At 71.2% G+C, this 13,408-nt stretch carries 10 protein-coding genes; 9 read left to right on the plus strand and 1 reads right to left on the minus strand.

Annotation, left to right across the window (positions count from 1 at the left end):
• Positions 1–140 precede the first annotated feature (140 nt).
• A complete protein-coding gene (locus TU31_RS24670; RefSeq protein ID WP_042158269.1) occupies positions 141–2,225 on the plus strand; it encodes a SpoIIE family protein phosphatase in 2,085 nt (694 codons plus the stop codon).
• A 339-nt stretch (positions 2,226–2,564) separates the two neighbouring features.
• Complete coding sequence (locus tag TU31_RS24675; protein ID WP_245698680.1) at positions 2,565–4,016, plus strand: APC family permease; 1,452 nt, start codon at positions 2,565–2,567, stop codon at positions 4,014–4,016.
• Positions 4,017–4,074: 58 nt separating this feature from the next.
• Here the strand turns inward: TU31_RS24675 and TU31_RS24680 are convergent, their stop codons facing one another.
• Positions 4,075–4,413 carry a hypothetical protein gene (locus TU31_RS24680; RefSeq protein WP_042158910.1) on the minus strand — a complete coding sequence of 113 codons (339 nt, stop codon included), beginning with the start codon at positions 4,411–4,413 and terminating at the stop codon, positions 4,075–4,077.
• A 461-nt stretch (positions 4,414–4,874) separates the two neighbouring features.
• Between TU31_RS24680 and TU31_RS24685 the strand changes: the two genes are divergently transcribed.
• The 7 genes from TU31_RS24685 (at position 4,875) to TU31_RS24715 (ending at position 13,350) form a co-directional block, all read left to right on the plus strand.
• A complete protein-coding gene (locus tag TU31_RS24685; RefSeq protein ID WP_042158270.1) occupies positions 4,875–7,610 on the plus strand; it encodes a SpoIIE family protein phosphatase in 2,736 nt (911 codons plus the stop codon).
• Positions 7,611–7,654: 44 nt separating this feature from the next.
• Complete coding sequence (locus TU31_RS24690) at positions 7,655–8,053, plus strand: SHOCT domain-containing protein (RefSeq protein WP_042158272.1); 399 nt, start codon at positions 7,655–7,657, stop codon at positions 8,051–8,053.
• A 129-nt stretch (positions 8,054–8,182) separates the two neighbouring features.
• Positions 8,183–8,995 carry a DeoR/GlpR family DNA-binding transcription regulator gene (locus TU31_RS24695; RefSeq protein ID WP_052719036.1) on the plus strand — a complete coding sequence of 271 codons (813 nt, stop codon included), beginning with the start codon at positions 8,183–8,185 and terminating at the stop codon, positions 8,993–8,995.
• Between the two features lie 33 nt (positions 8,996–9,028).
• Positions 9,029–10,402, plus strand: coding sequence for a four-carbon acid sugar kinase family protein (locus TU31_RS24700; RefSeq protein ID WP_245698683.1), 1,374 nt, complete (start codon positions 9,029–9,031; stop codon positions 10,400–10,402).
• Positions 10,403–10,427: 25 nt separating this feature from the next.
• Complete coding sequence (pdxA, locus tag TU31_RS24705) at positions 10,428–11,516, plus strand: 4-hydroxythreonine-4-phosphate dehydrogenase PdxA (RefSeq protein ID WP_107070739.1); 1,089 nt, start codon at positions 10,428–10,430, stop codon at positions 11,514–11,516.
• The gene (locus TU31_RS24710) at positions 11,513–12,835 is read left to right on the plus strand and encodes an MFS transporter (protein WP_042158279.1); all 1,323 of its coding nucleotides are present in this window, start codon (positions 11,513–11,515) and stop codon (positions 12,833–12,835) included. Before pdxA ends, TU31_RS24710 begins: the two co-directional genes overlap by 4 nt.
• Before the next feature lie 248 nt (positions 12,836–13,083).
• The gene (locus tag TU31_RS24715) at positions 13,084–13,350 is read left to right on the plus strand and encodes a hypothetical protein (RefSeq protein ID WP_042158281.1); all 267 of its coding nucleotides are present in this window, start codon (positions 13,084–13,086) and stop codon (positions 13,348–13,350) included.
• Positions 13,351–13,408 lie beyond the last annotated feature (58 nt).

Here is a 13,408-nt window from a genome sequence, read left to right on the forward strand (position 1 = left end):
CCCTGCGGATCTCGCTCTCCCTGCGGGTCCGTCCCGTGTCGAGAGATGATGGGGAGCAACGGAAGCACAGCGAGAACCGGCCGATGTACGGAGAGCGCCACGGCTGTCGGTCTGTGATGACCGGCGGAAGGAGTGCCTGGATGGGTGCGACCGACGCGTTCCCCGAAGGTGCTGCCCAGGTGGGGGCCACACCCGGGCAACCCGGCGGCCTGCTGGACGTGCTGGGCGTCGCCGCGGTGATGCTGGACGCGGACGGACGGATCACCCTCTGGAGCCCGCAGGCCGAGTCGCTGTTCGGCTGGACCGCGGAGGAAGCGCTCGGCCGGCCCGCCGCACAGCTCCTGGTGGGACCGGAGCACTTCGATCTGGTCCTGGGGCTGTTCTCCCAGGTCATGGCGGGCGGCGAGAGCTGGGCCGGAGTCTTCCCCGTCCAGCACAAGGACGGCAGTACCCGCCTCGTGGAATTCCGCAATATGCGGCTGCTGGACGAGCGCGGTGAGTCCTACGCCCTGGGCATCGCCACCGACCAGGCCGTGCTGCGGCGGGTCGAGCGGGACCTGGCGCTGTCCGTCCGCCTGGTGGCCCAGTCGCCGATCGGCCTGGCGGTCCTGGACACCTCGCTCCGCTTCGTGATGGTCAACCCGGCGCTGGAGCGCATCAACGATCTGCCCGCCGACCAGCACATCGGCCGCGATGTCCGGGAGGCGCTGTCGTTCCTGGACACCGAGACCATCGTGTCCAGCATGCGCGCGGTCCTCGACACCGGCACGCCACTGCTCGACCAGTACACCGTCGGCCGCACCGCCGCCGACCCGCACGCCGACCGGGCCTGGTCGGTGTCGTACTACCGGCTGGAGGATGCCCACGGCCGGGTGCTGGGGCTGGCCACCTCCGTCGTGGACGTCACCGAGCAGCACCGGTCCGCCACCGAGGCGGCCCGCGCCCGCAGGCGACTGGCCGTCATCGCCGACGCCTCCGCCACCGTCGGCACCACCCTCGATGTCGACCAGACCGCGCACGAACTCGCCGATGTCATCGTGCCCGAGCTGGCGGACCTGGCCGCGGTCGATGTCCTCGACGCCGTACTGGACGGCCGCCGTCCGACCTCGCTCTCCCGCGGCGGCCCGGCCCGCTTCCGGGCGCTCGCCGTGTCCGCGGCCTACTCCACCGAAGCCGTCCGGGCCGCCGACCCCACCGGCCAGATCGCCTCCTACGAGGCCGACCGGCTGATCACCCGGTGTGTGACCGAGGCCCGTCCGGTGCTCATCCCTCAGGTCAGCGAGGGCGATCTGCCGCATATCGCCGCCGGCCCGCAGGGCGCCGCGCTCCTCGGAAAGGCCGGACTGCACTCCTACCTCGCCGTGCCGCTGATCGCCCGCGGCGAGGTCCTCGGCGCGCTGTCGCTGTACCGCGTCCGCAATCCGGTGCCGTTCGACGAGGACGACGCGGTGCTCGCCGTCGAACTGGCCGCCCGGGCGGCGGTCTGCATCGACAACGCCCGTTCGTACCAGAGCGAACGCCGCACCGCGCTCACCCTCCAGCGCCATCTGATGAACCACCGGCCGCCGCAGCCCACGGCCATGGAGATCGCCTACCGCTACCAGCCGGCCCAGGCGGCCAGTGAGGTCGGCGGTGACTGGTTCGACGCCATCCCGGTGGCCGGTGACAAGACCGCGCTGGTGGTCGGCGACGTGATGGGCAGTGGCATCAACGCCGCCGCCACCATGGGCCAGCTGCGCACCACCGCCCGCGCCCTGGCCGACCTCGACCTCGACCCCGCCGAAGTGCTCCGCCACCTCGACCACATCGCCGTCGGCCTCGACCCGGCCTTCGCCACCTGTCTGTACGCCGTGTACGACCCGCACCGCATGGAGTGCCGGATCGCCGTCGCCGGGCATCTGCCCCCCATCGTCGTACGGCCGGACCGGGCGCCCGAGTTGCTCGATCTGCCCACCGGGGCGCCGCTCGGGGTCGGTGGCGTCCCCTTCGAGCAGACCACGGTAAGGCTCCGCGAGGGCGACCAACTGGTGCTCTACACCGATGGGTTGATCGAGACCCGGGACCAGCCCATCGACGCCCGTCTGGACACCCTGCTGGAGCTGCTGGCCGAGCCCCAGCAGGATCTGGAGGGCCTGTGCGACCGCCTCCTGCGCTCCCTGCGCGATGAGCACGACCACGACGATGTCGCGCTGCTCATCGCCCGCCCGCATACGTACAAGGACTGACGGGACGGGCGGGCAGCGCGGGGCGGCGGACCGGCCCGCGGCCCGGGAGACCGGCAAGAGATCCGGCGGCGGCCCGCGGGAATCCGCACCTTCCGTCCGGCCGCGGAATTCGCTTGATTTCCGCGATGGATCATGGATAAGCGTTTCGAGAGTCCGCAAAAGCAACGGATTTCGTTGTCTGCGGGGCTTAACGAGGCCTTGACGTGAGTCGTCGGCAGGGGTTGTATTCGGTCACCGAAGCGGGGCCCGTGGGAATCCGGGTCTGCACCGTTTTGCGGCGCTCGTCCCCCGAAGCGCCACCCCTCATGCCGCCAGCACCGATGGGATACGGATAGCGATATGCCCTACACGCCTGTTGCCCCCGCAGCACCTGAGCGGGACACCCGTAGCGCGACGGAGGGGGACGCCTCCACCGGCCCCAAACTCACCCGGTCGATCGGTGTGGTCGGCGGCACCCTGCTCACGCTGTCCTGTCTGACCCCGGCGTCCTCGCTCTTCGTGATCGTGCCGGACTCCTTCGCCGGCCTGGGCACGGGCACCGCACTGACCATCGCCGTCGCGGCCCTGCTGTGTATCGGGGTGGCCTTCACCTACTCCGAGCTCGGCACGCTGATCCCGAGCTCCGGCGGCGAGTACGCCATGGTCGGCACGCTCATGGGACGTCTGGCCGGGTGGCTGGTTTTCGTGCTTTCGCTGATCGTCGTCATGATCGTGCCGCCCATCATCGCCCTGGGCACCGCCGACTATCTGGCGCCGATCGTGCACCTGGATCCGCAGTACACCGCCGCCGCCGTGATGCTGCTGGCCACCGCGATGGGCCTGCTCGACCTGCGCGCCAACGCCTGGATCACCGGCATCTTCCTGGTGCTGGAAGTCGTGGCCTGCGCGGTCGTCGCCTTCCTGGGCTTCACCCACACCGAGCGCTCCGCGTCCGTGCTCGTGCACCCCGTGGTCGATGCCGGCGGCGGCCACAGCACCGCCGTCACCGCCGGGCTCATCGTGACCGGGCTGGCCACCGCGCTCTTCATCCTCCAGGGCTTCTCCACCGCCGTGTACCTCGCCGAAGAGATGGACAACCCCCGCCGCAACGTCTCCCGCACCGTGCTGTGGACGCTCGGCATCGGTGTGGCCGTCGTTCTGATCCCGGTGGTCGCGATCACCCTCGGCGCCCCCGACCTGAAGACCCTCGGTGCCGGTGATGTCGCCGGCATGGTGCAGGACTGGAGCAACTCGGGCATCGGCACCTTCGTCAGCCTCTGTATCGCCCTGGCGATCATCAACGCGGCGATCGTGATGGTGATCCAGAACTCCCGCGTGGTCTTCTCCTCGGCGCGCGACGCGGCCTGGCCGGCCGCCGTCAACCGTGTCTTCTCGCACGTGGGCCGGCGCTTCGGCTCCCCGTGGGCGGCCACCCTCGCGGTGGGCGTACCCGGCGCGGCGCTGTGCTTCGTCAACCTCGACACCCTGAGCGAGGTCACCGGGGTGGCCGTCGCCGCGATGTATGTCTTCGTCGCCCTGGGGGCCCTGGTCTCGCGCCGGGGTGAGCACAAGCACCGGGCGGCCTGGCGGATGCCGCTGTGGCCGGTGGTCCCGGCGCTGCTGGTCATGGTGCTGGCGTGGGTGCTCTACCAGCAGAGCACCGAGAGCCTGGTGATCACCGGCGTCATCGTGGCCGTCGCCGCGCTGTACTGGGCGTGCTATCTCCGGCCGCGCCAGGAGACGCACTGGGTGATCTCGGTCCCCGAGGATGAGCAGGCCCCGCCCGAGAAGCCCGCCTCGCTGCCCGTATAGGGGCCGTGGAAGCCGCAGAACCGCCCGCCCGGAGCTCTCGCCCGGGCGGGCCTTCTGTTTACCGCCCGGTGAGCCGGGAGAGCGCCAGCGCGTCCAGGAGGAGGCATACGTGGTCGACGGCGTCCCGCCCGGCGGGGCTCTCGGCCACCGGTGCGTCGTCGAGCAGCCCGGCGGTTCCCCGCAGCAGGTCCAGCAGTCGCCCGGTCATGTCGGCAGCCGGTTCCGTGTGCGCAAGGGCGGACCGGATCTGCTCGCTCGTGAGCGGCAGACCGGTTTCGAGGAAGTGGAACAGCGCCACGGCGGTACGCCGGTCGGCATCGTTCGGCTTCCACAGTCCGAGCGCGTGGTGGTCGATGAGCGCGGCCGCCTCGGCTCGGATCTCCTCGGGAACATGCATGCCCACGAACGTCTCATACCGTCCCGACGGCGAGTGCGACGCCAAGGGTGCCCCCTGGGCCGGTCCGGTGTGGCCCCCGGGGTCCCGGTGAACCGCGCTGACCAGGCACGTTGCGCGGGCGTTGAGCTCACTCGACCGGCAGAGCCCGATCAGGCAAGCGGCCGGGCCTGTGGGAAGAGTTACATGAACCCCCGGCGCCTTGGGCGATTTGTTCCCGATGCGGTGGCGCCCGGCCGCGGCCGGGTATGTCCCCTTAGTCGGAGAGGTTCGCATGTGTGCAGCAGTAAAACCTACCCGGGGGTCTTCCCGCCCTCTGGCGCCCCGCGGCGGATCACGGGATCATCCTCGGAAAAGCCGTGAGGCCGCCCGGCGGGACGGGACCTCGCGGACATGCCCTGGTGGCTGCTGCGCTCCGCATCGCGCGGCTCGCCCACCGTATGCGGGAGGTGTAGAAAGAGGACATGGCCGGACGCTACGGCCGCCCGCGTTCGGTTCTCAGGATGCGAACTGTCGCAGGTCAGGTCTTTCTCCTGCAGGTGGCGATCGTGGTGTTGCTCGTCGCCGCCGCCATTGCGGCACTTGTGCTGCAATCCCGGTCCGACGCAGACCGCGAAGCCCGCAACAGGTCCGTCGCCGTCGCTGAAGCCTTCGCGAACGCGCCGGGCATCGAGGCAGCGCTGAAGAACGACCACCCGACCACCGTGCTGCAGCCGCGGGCGGAGGCCGCCCGCAAGCGCTCCGAGGTCGACTTCATCGTCGTGATGAACACCCAGGGCATCCGCTACACCCACCCCATCGCCAACCGGATCGGCAAGAAGTTCGTCGGCACGCTGCAACCGGCGCTGGCCGGCCGCGTGGTCACCGAGAAGATCACCGGCACCATCGGGCCGCTCGTCCAGGCCGTGGTGCCGGTCTTCAGCCACAGCGGCACGGACAAGGGAAAGGTCATCGGGCTGGTCTCGGCCGGGATCACCGTCAACCGCGTGAGCGGTGTCGTCGACGATCAGTTCCCGCTGCTGTTCGGCGCCGCGGCCGGCGTCCTCGCGCTGACCACCGGCGGCACCGCGCTGGTCAGCAGGCGTCTGCGGCGGCAGACCCACGGCCTCGGCCCGGCCGAGATGACCCGGATGTACGAGCACCACGACGCGGTGCTGCACGCCGTACGCGAAGGCGTGATCATCGTGGGCGGCGACGGCTGTCTGCTGCTCGCCAACGACGAGGCGCGCCGGCTGCTCGGCCTGCCGCCGGACGTGGAAGGGCGCCAGGTCGCCGATCTCGGGCTCGACCCGGCCACCGCCCATCTGCTGGCCTCCGGCCGGGTCGTCACCGACGAGGTCCACCCGGTCGGCGACCGGCTGCTCGCCGTCAACCAGCGCTCGACGGACCAGGCCGGCGGGCCGCCCGGCAGCGTCACGACGCTGCGCGACACCACCGAGCTCCGGGCGCTGACCGGCCGCGCCGATGTGGCCCGCGGCCGTCTGAAGCTCCTCTACGACGCCGGTACCGAGATCGGCACCACCCTCGACGTGGTGCACACCTGCGAGGAGCTCGCACAGTTCGGCGCCACTCGCTTCGCCGATATCGTCACCGTCGATCTGGCCGAGGACGTGCTGATCGGCGAGGAGCCCACGCCCCCCGGCGGCGCGATCGTCGAGATGCGGCGGATAGCGTCCAGAGGTGCCCCGCCGGACAGCGGCCTCTACCCCGTCGGCAAGCTGATCCGCTTCGAGCCGGCCACCGCCCTCGGCGCCGGCCTCACCAGCGGCGAAGCGGCCCTGGAAGCGGATCTGACGGCGTTCGCCGGCTGGCATCTCCAGAGCCCCGAGCGTGCCAGGAAGATCGTCCAGCACGGTATCCATTCGAGGATCGCGGTGCCGCTGCGCGCCCGCGGCGTCATCCTGGGCGTGGCCATCTTCTGGCGCTCGAACGAGCCGGAGCCCTTCGAGGAGGAGGATCTCTCCGTCGCCGAGGAGCTGGTCGCCCGCGCCGCGGTGAGCATCGACAACGCCCGCCGCTACACCCGCGAACACACCATGGCGGTCACTCTTCAGCGCAGCCTGCTGCCGCGCGCCCTGCCGGAACAGAACGCCGTCGAGGCGGCCTACCGCTATCTGCCCGCCCAGGCCGGCCGCGGCGGGCTCGGCGGCGTCGGCGGTGACTGGTTCGACATCATTCCGCTGCCCGGCGCCCGGGTGGCGCTCGTCGTCGGCGATGTCGTGGGGCACGGACTGCATGCCGCCGCCACCATGGGCCGGCTGCGCACCGCCGTCCACAACTTCGCCAACCTGGACCTGCCGCCCGACGAGATCCTCTGGCACCTCGACGAGCTCGTCACCCGCATCGACCAGGACGAGGGCGCCGAGGAGGCCGAGGGCTCGGTCACCGGGGCCACCTGCCTCTACGCCATCTACGATCCGGCGTCCGGGCACTGCACCATGGCACGCGCCGGGCACGTCCAGCCCGTCCTGCTGCGGCCGGACGGCACCGCCGAGGTCGCCGACGTGCCCGGCGGCCCGCCGCTCGGGCTCGGCGGCCTGCCCTTCGAGACCTGGCAACGGCAACTGCCCGAGGAGAGCCGTCTGGTGCTCTTCACCGACGGCCTCGTCGAGGACCGGAACCGGGACCTCGACGAAGGCATGGCGCTGCTGAGCCGCACCCTGGCCGACCACCCCGGCCGGACACCGGACGAGACCTGCGAGGCCGCGCTCGGCGCGCTGCTCCCGGACCGGCCCAGTGACGACATCGCGCTGCTCGTCGCCCGCACCCGGGTGCTGGACACCGAGCATGTCGCCGACTGGGACGTGCCGCCCGACCCCTCGGCGGTGGGCCAGATACGGGCCGCGGCGGTCCGCAAGCTGATCGAGTGGGGCCTGGCGGAGGAGGCGTTCACCGCCGAGCTGATCCTCAGCGAGCTGGTCACCAACTCCATCCGGTACGCCGCCGGTCCCATCCGCGTACGCCTGATCCGGGACACCTCCCTGATCTGCGAGGTCTCCGACCGCAGCAGCACCTCGCCGCATCTGCGGCAGGCCGCCACCACGGACGAAGGCGGCCGCGGACTCTTCCTGGTCGCCCAATTGGCCGAACGGTGGGGGACCCGCTACACCACCAGCGGCAAGGTCATTTGGACGGAACAGGCCCTCAGCGGCCTGGATGTGGTCGCGGCGGAGGCCGACGGCGAGGGATCCTTGAGCTGACGGAAGGATGAGCTCGGGGGCTCCCAGCGCCATAGGAGGCCGTGATGGACTACCCGCTGCTCAACGCGTTCTGGACCATGTGCCTGATCTTTTTGTGGGTCATGTGGCTGATCCTGCTGTTCCGCATCATCGGTGACATCTTCCGCAGCCATGACCTCAAGGGGTGGGGCAAGACCGGCTGGCTCGTCCTGGTGATCCTGCTGCCCTTCCTGGGTGTCTTCGTCTATGTGATCGCCCGCGGTCACGGGATGAGCGACCGGGAGATCGCCCAGGCCGAACGGCAGCAGAAGCAGTTGCAGGAGTATCTGCGAAAGACCGTGGCGACCGGTGACGACGAGACGAGCCGGCACGCGGATTCCCTGGCGAAGCTCGCCGAGCTGAAGAACCACGGGGACATCACGGAGGAGGAGTTCCAGAAGGCCAAGGCGAAGATCCTCGCCTGACCGCACAGCACCCTGAGGTGGCGCCCGCCGCTGCCTGCTCGACTGCTACTCTCGAATTGCGCGAAACACGCAACTTGAGAGGTCCCTTCGGGACGCCGGCAGCGACGGCAGGCAGAGGCGGGCAGTGACGTGACCAGTGGGGAACGCTCGGCCACCCGGCGCCGGCGCGAGCGGATGGTGGAGCTGCTCGGCGCCGGCGACATCAGCGTGCACGATCTCGCGGCGGAGTTCGATGTCTCGCTGTCCACCGTCCGCCGCGACCTGGCGACACTGGCCGCCCTCGGCCGGATCACGCGCACATACGGCGGCGCTGTCGACCACCGGGCCGTCGAGCGGTCCTGGCACGACAAGGAGCACGAGCAGCGCGGCGAGAAGGACGCCATCGCCCGCGCCGCGGCGGCGCTGGTCCGCAGTGGCGATGTCGTCCTCCTCGACGCGGGCACCACCGTCGCCCGGCTGGCACATGAGCTGCGGGACCGCGGCGACCTCACCGTCGTCACCAACGGCCTGTCCACTCTGGTCGAGCTGGCGGACGCGGAGGTGGAGGTCGTGGTGCTCGGCGGCCGGCTGCGGCGTCCCAACGAGTCGCTGCTGGGCACCCGGACCGAACAGGCGCTGCGCCGGCTCACCCCGGACATCGCGTTCCTCGGTGTCGACGGTCTGGATCCCCGGCGGGGCATCAACTGCCCGGACCCGGAACAGGCCGCGCTGAAGGAGACGATGGCCGAGTGCGCCCGGGCCGCCTGGGTGCTCGCCGACCACTCCAAGCTCGGCGGGGGAGGGGGCTTCCCCTACTGGGCGCCTATGCCGGCGGGGACCGGTCTGATCTCCGGGGGCGGGGAGCGGGAGCTGGCCGCGTTCACGGACGCGGGGTGGTCGGTGCACTCGGCCGCGGTGAGCCCCGGGGACGGCGCCGAGGGCGCCCCGCTGCACACCTCTTGACAGCCCGTTCGGCGAGTCGCCACCCTGAATTGCATGAACCGCGCAATAAAAATGCGCGGTTCGGTCACTTCGGGGTCGGCGACGGCACCGGAGCCGACGGGAGGAGACCGGGTGGCCCAGGTGCTCGTCATCGCAGACGACCTCACCGGCAGCAATGCGACCGGTGCCCTCTATGCGCGCCAGGGCCTGCGGGCCGTCACCGTTGGCGACCTCGACCGCATCACGCGCTACGCGGACCGGGTGGACGTCCTCGTCGTCAACACCGCCTCGCGCCACTGGAGCCCCGCCCGCGCCTACGCGGCCGTCCGGGCCGCCGCCGAAACCGCGGGCACGGCGCCACTGATCGTCAAGCGCGTCGACACCACCCTGCGCGGCAATCCCGGCAGTGAACTCGACGCGGTGGTGGATGCCCTCGCCGTCCGCGAGCCCGAGGCCCGGATCCGGACCCTGGCCGTCCCCGCCTTCCCCGACGCCGGCCGGACCACGGTGGGCGGTCTGCATCTCGTCGACGGCGTTCCGCTGACCCGGACGGCCGTGGCCCACGACCCGTTCGACCCGGTCCGGCATGCCCGGGTCGCGGCCGTACTGGGCGCCCAGAGCGGGCGCAGCACGGCCGAACTGGCCCTGGACGTGGTGGAGCGGGGAACCGAAGCGGTGGCCGCGGCGTTGCGGGAGAGCCCGGCCGACATCGTGGTCTGCGACGCCACCGAGAACGCACATCTGCGTACGGTCGCGGTCGCCGCGGCCCGCCTCGCCGCCGAATCCCGCATCCGCTGGGTCGCGCTGGACTCGGGCCCCTTCGGCGCCGCCCTCGCCGCCGAAATGGGCCTGCGGCCCGAAGGCGGCGCCCCCGCCACCGTCCTGGCGGTCGTCGGCAGTGTCACGGACCGCACCTGCACCCAGCTCGCCCGCACGGAATCCGCGCTCGGCGCCCGCTGGGCGGACCTCGACCCCACCGCCCCGGACCCCGACCGGGTGCTGACGGCACTGCGCGCGGCGGCGGGGGAGGGGGCCGCGGTGCTCGGCGTCCGGGTCGCCTCCGAACCGCCGACCGCCGCAGGTTCCGGCCCCGTACGAGATCCCCGCACCGCGGCCCGCATCCTGCGCGCGCTCGCCGAGGTCGCCCACCGTGCGGTCGCCGAGCTTCGCCCCGGCGGGCTGTACGCCTCCGGCGGCGATGTCGCCGCGGCGGTCACCTCCGCGCTGGGCGCCGACGGTTTCGCCATCGAGACCGAGGTGCTCCCGCTCGCCATCGCCGGACACCTGGTGGGCGGCCCCCACGACGGACTGCTCTTCGCCACGAAGGGCGGCCTGATCGGCGGCCCCGACGCCGCCCGCGACTGCCTGGAACACCTGCGCGCGGCCTGCACCCGGCGCACCCTCGGCCCCACGTTGAGCGCGAAGTGAACACCGCACCCCGAAAGGTGATCCCATGAACGACCCTCAGCCCGCGACCGGCCCCCGGACGGACCGTCACCGTCCGGATGCCGACGGCCCGCTGCCGCTCCTGGCCGTCACCCTCGGCGATCCCGTCGGCATCGGCCCCGAGATCACCGCGCGTACCCTCGCCGACCCGGCGATCACCGCACTCGGCCGCGGACTCGCCGTCGGCGACGCCGCCGTACTGCGCCGTGCCGTCGCCGTCTGCGGGCTGGACGTCGAGGTCAACGCCGTCGGTGCGCCCGGCGAGGCACGGTTCGAGCCCGGCACCATCGATGTACTCGACCTCGGGATCGCCCCCGCGGACCTGCCCTGGGGCACGGTCGACGCGGTGGCGGGCCGCTCCGCCGTGGCCGCGATCGAGGCAGCGACCCGCGCCGCGCTGGCAGGTGAGGTGGACGGCATCGTCACCTCGCCGATCAACAAGGAGGCCATCTGGGCGGCCGGTTCGCAGCACCTCGGCCACACCGAGATGCTCGGCGAACTCACCGGCGCCGCCCACTTCGACACCATGTTCGTGGTCCGTGGCCTCAAGATCTTCTTCACCACCCGCCATCTCGCCCTGCGCAAGGCGCTCGACCAGATCACCGAGGAGCGGGTCGCATCGAGCATCCGGCACGCCACCACCGCACTGCGCGTCTTCGGCCATGACGAGCCCCGGCTCGCCGTCGCCGCGATCAATCCGCACGGCGGCGAGGGCGGCCACTTCGGCGACGAGGAGATCACCGTCCTGCGTCCGGCGGTCGAGAAGGCGGCCGCCGAGGGCCTCGGCGTGGTGGGGCCGGTCCCCGCCGATTCGGTCTTCCATCAGGGACTCGAAGGCCGCTTCGACGGCGTGCTGTCGCACTTCCACGACCAGGGCCATATCCCCGCCAAAACCGTCGACTTCGACGGCACCGTCTCCGTCACGGTGGGGCTGCCGATCCTGCGGACCTCCGTCGACCACGGCACCGCCTTCGACATCGCGGGCAGCGGCCGCGCCTCGTACGGCACGATGGCCGCGGCCTTCCGCGCCGCCGCCGGCTTCAGCCGCTTCACCGACCGGATCCGGGCCGCCTACGGAACGGCGGCCGCCCGGTGACGGACGCCCGCCCGCAGCCGATCCCGCCCTCGCCCTCGCCCGCGGTCCCCGCCAAGCGCTGGGCGTACGTCATTCCGGTCGCCGCGATCATGTACATGCTGGCGTATCTCGACCGGAACAATGTCTCCGTCATCCTCCCCTACATGCACGGCGACCTGGAGCTGTCCAACGCCGACAAGGGGCTGGCCGGCGGCATCTTCTTCGTCGGCTATGTCTTCCTCCAGATCCCGGCCGCGATCCTCGCCCAGCGCTGGAGCGCCCGGAAAACCGTCCTCATCCTGATGGTGGCGTGGGGGCTGGCCGCGTCGCTGTCCGGTCTCGTCCAGACCAAGTCGCAGTTCTACGCGGCCCGTTTCGTGCTCGGCTTCTTCGAAGGCGGTGTCTGGCCGGCCGTACTCATCCTGCTCGCCTCGTGGTTCCCGCTGCGCGAACGGGCCCGCGCCAACGCGCTGTGGATGGCCTGCCTGCCGCTCTCCTCGGTGTTCATGGCGCCCCTGTCGGGGTGGATGCTCGACCATGCGAGCTGGCGCTGGGTGCTGGTGCTCCAAGGGATGCCGCCTCTGGTGTGGGCGCTGGTCTGGTGGTTCGCGGTCGCCGACCGGCCCGCGCAGGCCCGGTGGATCTCCCGCGCCGAGGCCGACCATGTGGAGCGCTCCATCGCCGCCGACGAGGCCGCGAAACCACCGGCGGGCAGCGGCTCGTACCTCGACGCGGTCAAGCAGAAGTCCGTCCTCGTCCTCATCGGCGTCTACTTCTTCTGGATCACCGGCTTCTACGGCTTCAATCTGTGGCTGCCCTCGGTCATCAAGGAGCTGACCCACGACGGCTCGTCCACCGAGGTCGGGCTGCTCACCGCCATCCCCTTCACGATCGCCCTCGCCGTGATGATCGCCAACGCCGCCTGGTCCGACCGCACCGGCAGACGCCGCCAGGCGGTGGCCGTCCCGCTCGTCGTGGGCATCGCGGCACTGCTGCTGGGACAGGCCGTGGACGGCGCCCTGCCGCGGATGCTGCTGTTGTGTGTGACGGCCGCCGCGGTCTACGCGCCGTACGGCCCGTTCTGGGCGATCCCCGGTCAGTTGCTGCGCTTCGAGGTGGTGGCCGTCGCCATGGGCCTGATCAACGCCCTGGGCAATCTCGGCGGCTTCGCCGGGCCCTATCTGGTCGGCTGGCTGACCGACGCCACCGGCTCCAGCGTGACCGGTTTCGCGGTGCTCTCCGGCTTCCTCGCCGTCGCCGTGGCGCTGGTGACGCTGGGCCTGCGCACAGGAACTCGCCCCGTACGCCGGCTGTCCGAAGAGGCGCCGGAAGGGGCCTGACGAGTCGTCGCCTGATGCTCCATCAGTACTGCGCGTGCAGGCTTCTCATGCAGCCGTCCCCGTCGAGATCGCCGACGGGGACGCTGCTTTTTCCTCAACGCGGCGTATCCGTACACGAGAGGGAGGATCGGCGGGTTGATCAATTACTCCAACTCGCCCAATTCACGACGTGTCAGGTTTTGGGAGATTCCGTAAAGGTGCATCCTGAAAAGGTCGATATACCCCTTTGATCCTCTCGAGGAGCAGACATGCGCATCCGCGCCGCGATCGCAGCCAGCGCCCTGGCCACCACCATCGTCATGGGCGGTGCGAGCGCCGCCCTGGCCTGCAACATGGGCAAGGAGCACAAGGACCGTCACCACCACCACTACAAGAACCACCACGGCCACGGCCACCACGCGTCCTGCTGGCTCTCCGCGGGTGTGATCCACCATGTCGGCCCGGTCTTCAGCGAGGGCTGCGAGCGCGGCGGCTGGGGCTGGGGCGGCGACGACGACCACCGTCGCAATCACTGAGTCTTTCCAGCCGGTGCCGGCCGAACGGACCCACGGGTCCGTTCGGCCGGCACCGTCG

The sequence above is a fragment of the Streptomyces lydicamycinicus genome (assembly GCF_000829715.2).
In the GTDB taxonomy this organism is placed as follows: Bacteria; Actinomycetota; Actinomycetes; order Streptomycetales; family Streptomycetaceae; genus Streptomyces; species Streptomyces lydicamycinicus.

Coding starts and splice junctions, on each gene's coding strand:
- TU31_RS24670 (WP_042158269.1), top strand. CDS start 141: ATGGGTGCGACCGACGCGTTCCCCGAAGGTGCTGCCCAGGTGGGGGCC.
- TU31_RS24675 (WP_245698680.1), top strand. CDS start 2,565: ATGCCCTACACGCCTGTTGCCCCCGCAGCACCTGAGCGGGACACCCGT.
- TU31_RS24680 (WP_042158910.1), bottom strand. CDS start 4,413: ATGCATGTTCCCGAGGAGATCCGAGCCGAGGCGGCCGCGCTCATCGAC.
- TU31_RS24685 (WP_042158270.1), top strand. CDS start 4,875: ATGGCCGGACGCTACGGCCGCCCGCGTTCGGTTCTCAGGATGCGAACT.
- TU31_RS24690 (WP_042158272.1), top strand. CDS start 7,655: ATGGACTACCCGCTGCTCAACGCGTTCTGGACCATGTGCCTGATCTTT.
- TU31_RS24700 (WP_245698683.1), top strand. CDS start 9,029: ATGAACCGCGCAATAAAAATGCGCGGTTCGGTCACTTCGGGGTCGGCG.
- pdxA (WP_107070739.1), top strand. CDS start 10,428: ATGAACGACCCTCAGCCCGCGACCGGCCCCCGGACGGACCGTCACCGT.
- TU31_RS24715 (WP_042158281.1), top strand. CDS start 13,084: ATGCGCATCCGCGCCGCGATCGCAGCCAGCGCCCTGGCCACCACCATC.